Origin of the sequence: Brevundimonas sp. (assembly GCF_036677305.1) — a bacterium.
Lineage (GTDB): Bacteria > Pseudomonadota > Alphaproteobacteria > Caulobacterales > Caulobacteraceae > Brevundimonas.
In genome coordinates this window covers 1-3857 of sequence record NZ_JAKFEB010000082.1, presented here as the reverse complement: position 1 = coordinate 3857, position 3857 = coordinate 1, and the positions used below count along the sequence as shown (strand labels likewise).

The following is a 3857-nucleotide window of genomic DNA, read 5'->3' as shown; positions in this document are numbered from 1 at the left end:
CGCCCAGGCCGAGGGCCTGCGCGACGGCGATCTGGTCCTGGCCGCCATCGAGAAGGGCGACCAGCGCTACGGACCCAAACGCGGCAAGATCCTCGAGAAGATCGGCCACGAGGGCGACGCCCGGGCCGCTTCCCTGATCGCCATCGCCGCCCACAACGTCCCGATGGGCTTCTCGGAAGCCGTCGAGAAGGAGGCCGAGGATCAGGAGCTGCCCTCGCTGAAGGGCCGCGAGGACCTGCGCGACCTGCCGCTGATCACCATCGACCCGGCCGACGCCCGCGACCACGACGACGCCGTCTACGCCATGCGCGACGACGATCCGAAGAACCCCGACGGCTGGGTCGTCTGGGTCGCCATCGCCGATGTCGCCGCCTACGTCCGGCCCGGCAGCGCGTTGGATCGGGAAGCCCGCGAGAAGGGCAACTCGACCTACTTCCCCGACCGGGTCGAACCGATGCTGCCCGAGCGCCTGTCCAACGGCCTGTGCAGCCTCAAGGAAGGCGAGAACCGCGCCTGCATGGCCGTGCGCATGGTCTTCGACAAGGACGGCAGGAAGACGGGACACAAATTCGTCCGCGGCCTGATGCGGTCGCAGGCCAAGCTGTCCTACGAACAGGCCCAGGCGGCCATCGACGGCCAGACCGACGACACGACCGGCCCGATCATGGAGGCCATCCTTTATCCGCTGTGGAACGCCTACCGGACCATGCTGAAGGGCCGTCTCAAGCGCAGCCCTCTGGCCATCGAAAGCCCGGAACGCCGCATCCGCATGAACGCCGAGGGCCAGATCATCTCGATCGAGCCCCGCGTCAGCCTCGAGGCCCACCGGCTGATCGAGGAGATGATGATCCAGGCCAACGTCTGCGCCGCCGAGACGCTGGAGCAGAAGAAGACGCCCCTGCTGTACCGCGTCCACGACGCCCCCAGCCAGGAGAAGCTGTTCAACCTCGGCGACTTCCTCCAGACCATCGGCAAGCCATGGACCAAGGGCGAGCCCGCTACGACCAAGCGGTTCAACAAGCTGCTGGACGAGACGCGCGGCGGCGACCACGCCGAGGTCGTCAACGAGGTGGTCCTGCGCACCCAGATGCAGGCCATCTATTCGGCCGAGAACGTCGGCCACTTCGGCCTCAACCTGGACCGCTACGCCCACTTCACCTCGCCGATCCGGCGCTATTCCGACCTGATCGTCCACCGCGGCCTGATCCGCGCGCTGGGCCTCGGCAAGGACGGGCTGACCGACCGCGAGGTCGCGGAGCTGCCCGCCATCGCCGAACAGGTGACCATGACCGAACGCCGCTCCATGGCCGCCGAGCGCGCCGCCATGGACCGCTACATGGCCGCCTTCCTGCAGGAGCGGGTCGGCGCGACCTTCGGCGGCCGCATCACCGGCGTGACCCGGTTCGGCCTGTTCGTCCGGCTGGAGGAAACCGGCGCCGACGGTCTGGTGCCGGTCTCGTCGCTCGGCGGCGAATACTTCACCCACGACGAGAAACAGCACGCCCTGATCGGCGAACGCTCGGGCCAGCGCTGGACCCTAGGCCGCACCGTCGAGGTCCGGCTGAAGGAGGCCACGCCCATCACCGGCGGTCTGGTGTTCGAGATGCTGTCCGAGCCGGCCCCGCGCGATCCCAATGCGCCCGCGCCCCGACTCGGAGCGCGCGGCCGCGGCGGCGGCGACTTCCCCAAACGCGGCGGCGGCCGTCCCGGCGGACCCAAGCCGCCCAAGGGCGGCCGGCCTTCCGGCGGGTTGAAGGGCGTGCGCAAGGGCAAGCGGCGGTAACCCATATCTCCGATCATCCCGGCGAAAGCCGGGACCCAGTGCTTTGGGTGATCAGCAGAGTGGATTGGGCGGCGAACATCGGCCTGAAGCGCCTGCGCCAGGCTGGACAGAACTGGGTCCCGGCTTTCGCCGGGATGCACGGAGTTCAGTGCGGCGCGACAGCGCCCGTCAGGCGCCCGCGAACAGGATCAGGTTCCCCGACGGATCGGCGACGATGAAGGTCCGCGCGCCCCATGGCTCGGTCCGCAGGGCCTGATGGAAGGCGACGCCCATGTCGGCGATCTCGGCGTACAGGCCTTCGATGTCGTCGGTGGTCACGGTGGCGGAGAGAACCTCCCCTTCGGCCTTCCGCAAGGCGTCGGAAAACACCGGACCGTCGATATTGCGCAGGTTCAGCTTCGCGCCGTCCCTGACGACCTGGGCGTAGAACGGCGGCTCGCCCCAGACGAAGGCGACGCTGAAGCCGAGGTTGTCGGTATAGTGCTGCAGCGCCGCCTGCATGTCGGCGACGAACAGCTGGGGTTCGGCGGTGAGTTTCATCGTTCGCGTCCTCGCTGACGACCGCGTCCGATCGTCATGCTATGCCGCCCCGGTGCGAACACCAGAGATCTTTGACGGCGACCAGGATGTGCGCGACGCCCCGCGCGTCGGCGGGGCCCGGCGCCCGAAGGACGCCGCCACCCTGATCCTGACCCGGGTCCGCAAGGGCGCGCCCGAGGTGCTGATGGTACGGCGCGCGCCCGGCCACGTCTTCATGGCCGCGAAATGGGTCTTCCCCGGCGGACGTATCGACCGATCCGACTTCACGGCCGCCTCGGCCACCGAACTGTCCGGCCAGGAAATGGCCCGGCTGGTGCGTGAAACGCCCGCCCGACGCGCCCGCGCCCTGGCCCTGACCGCCGTGCGGGAGACCTTCGAGGAGACCGGTCTGCTGCTGGCCGAACCCGCGCCCGTCGCCTCGGTCGCCGGACCCTGGCGCGAGTTCCGCGCCTTCGGCGCCCTGCCCGATCTCGCCGCCCTGTCCTACGTCGCCCGCGCCATCACGCCCCCCGGCCGCACCCGCCGCTTCGACGCCCGCTTCTTCATGGCCGACGCCAGGGCGCTGCTGCACCCCGAGCCCACCGCCGGCTCGGGCGAACTGGACGAAATCGCCTGGTTGCCGCTCGACGAGGCCCGCGCCGTCGACCTGCCCGCCATCACCCGCTTCGTGCTGGGCGAGGTGTCAGAGCGGCTGGCCAACCCGACCCGCCCCCTGCCCTTCGTCCGCATGGTGCGCGGCCGGCATGTGGTCGAGCATCAGGACTAGGCCCCGGCCTTCGCCCCCGGCCGCACCCGGCAGGTCTCCAGCCAGCGCGCCAGATGGGCCAGCTCCTCGGGCGGCCGGTATTTGATCAGCCTCGCGAAATCCAGACCGACAACGCCGACGATGTCCGCGATGGTGAACCGGTCCTCGGCCAGGAACTCATGGTCGGCCAGACGCCGGTCCAGGGTCTTCATGAATTTCTCGGCCCCGACCCGGTTGTGTTCCGCGACCTGCGGAACCTGCGCCGCCTCCAGCGCCGTCAGCGCCGGGTGCGAGTGACGCACCGTCAGCATCAGCGGATTGGCGAGATAGAATTCGCAGCGGCGGGTCCACATCTCGATCACCGCCTGCTCGCGCGCATCGACGCCGAACAGGTTGGGCTCCGGGTACAGGGCCTCGAGATAGCGGCCGATGGCGATCGACTCCGAAATCGTCGTGCCGTCGTCCAATTCCAGCGCCGGCACGTGAGGCACGCCCACCCGCGAGCGATAGTCCGGCGTCTTGTGCTCGCCGACCATGATGTCGATCTCGACCAGCTCGACGTCCTCGATGCCCTTCTCGGCCATGACCCAGCGCACCCGGCGGGGATTGGGGGCGCGGTGCGAGGTGTAGAGCTTCATGGTGCGATCCTCACCGGAGGGCTGGGCGTCAGCGGAATATGGCGGCGGGCATCGCGCCGACAATGGCCGCGGTCATCAGCGTGGCCAGAAAACCGGCGAACAGCCCCTTCCACACCAGACCCAGCACCTCCTCGCGCCGCTCGGGCATCAG

The 3857-nt window shown here is 69.4% G+C and carries 5 protein-coding genes; 2 read left to right on the top strand and 3 right to left on the bottom strand.

Features of this window, described 5'->3' with window-relative positions; genetic code table 11:
* Positions 1-1783: ribonuclease R (gene rnr, locus V6M42_RS04680; RefSeq protein ID WP_332677484.1), on the top strand; the 1783-nt coding region annotated here is incomplete at its 5' end.
* Positions 1784-1951: 168 nt separating this feature from the next.
* Here the strand turns inward: rnr and V6M42_RS04675 are convergent.
* A complete protein-coding gene (locus tag V6M42_RS04675; protein WP_332677482.1) occupies positions 1952-2323 on the bottom strand; it encodes a glyoxalase superfamily protein in 372 nt (123 codons plus the stop codon).
* 88 nt (positions 2324-2411) lie between these two features.
* Here V6M42_RS04675 and V6M42_RS04670 point away from each other — a divergent pair, with 88 nt between their 5' ends.
* Positions 2412-3089 (top strand): NUDIX hydrolase, encoded by a 678-nt coding sequence (locus V6M42_RS04670; protein WP_332677480.1) that lies wholly within the window; start codon positions 2412-2414, stop codon positions 3087-3089.
* On the opposite strand, the gene V6M42_RS04665 is transcribed toward V6M42_RS04670, so the two are convergent.
* A complete protein-coding gene (locus tag V6M42_RS04665) occupies positions 3086-3706 on the bottom strand; it encodes a glutathione S-transferase family protein (protein WP_332677477.1) in 621 nt (206 codons plus the stop codon). The two genes, V6M42_RS04670 and V6M42_RS04665, sit on opposite strands and share 4 nt — an antisense overlap.
* Before the next feature lie 28 nt (positions 3707-3734).
* The coding region (locus V6M42_RS04660; protein ID WP_332677486.1) for a hypothetical protein at positions 3735-3857 on the bottom strand (123 nt) is incomplete at its 5' end.